This is a genomic window from Rhodococcus sp. C26F, assembly GCF_053345925.1.
On record NZ_JBKFBA010000023.1, the window covers coordinates 22,926 to 23,791 of the forward strand.

Annotated in this window: 1 pseudogene; it reads left to right on the top strand. The window is 69.6% G+C overall.

Annotated elements, in window-relative coordinates:
• Positions 1–819 (top strand): annotated as a pseudogene (locus tag ACLBYD_RS20240) (hypothetical protein); the annotation flags it as partial.
• Between the last annotated feature and the right edge of the window lie 47 nt (positions 820–866).

An 866-nucleotide genomic window follows, 5' to 3' on the forward strand; every position in this document is an offset into this window, starting at 1 on the left:
CCGGCCGGTGGCCCCAGCGGCGGCGGAGAGCAGGCGGCGACGGCCACGGCGGTGCTCGTGGCGCCGTCCGACCCGATCGCCGACCCCGACGCCGCGGCGGAGAAGGAACGCCGCGGTACCGCGAAGGCGTTCGCGATGCTCGTGCCGCTCGCCTACCTCGCGTTCATCGTCTACTTGATGCTGGGCAAGTTCACCGAGGTCGTGCCGCCGCTGCAGGGTGGTGACGCCGCCGCGATCGTGGGTGGGATCGCAGCGCTGATCCTGTTCGCCGCCGCAGCGTCGACCGACCGCGGAGGTTTCCTCGAGACGACTTCGGACCATCTGGTCGACGGCCTGGTCTTCGCCTTCAAGGCCATGGGCTGCGTCCTCCCGATCGCCGGCTTCTTCTTCATCGGTAATCCGGAGTTCGCGGGACCGATCCTCGGCATCTCCGCCGACGCCGCGGGCCCGGCTATCCTGTTCGACCTCGTGACCACGGTGCAGTCGCACCTTCCGCAGAACGCCTTCATCACGTCCTTCGGCATCCTGCTCATCGGCCTCGTCGCCGGGCTCGACGGGTCCGGATTCAGCGGACTGCCCCTCACCGGTGCGCTGTCGGGTGCTCTCGGACCGGCCGTCGACGTCGACCCCTCGACGCTCGCGGCGATCGGTCAGATGGGCAACATCTGGGCCGGTGGCGGCGTCATCATCGCCTGGTCCTCGCTGGTCGCGGTGGCCGGTTTCGCCCGGGTGCCCGTGCTCGATCTCGCCCGCAAGTGCTTCCTGCCGGTGATGGCGGGGCTGATCCTCTCGACCGTCTTCGCAGTCCTGGTGTTCTGACGACGGCGCGTGTTCCGACGGAAGCGACCGGGTCCCTGCTTCAGGGG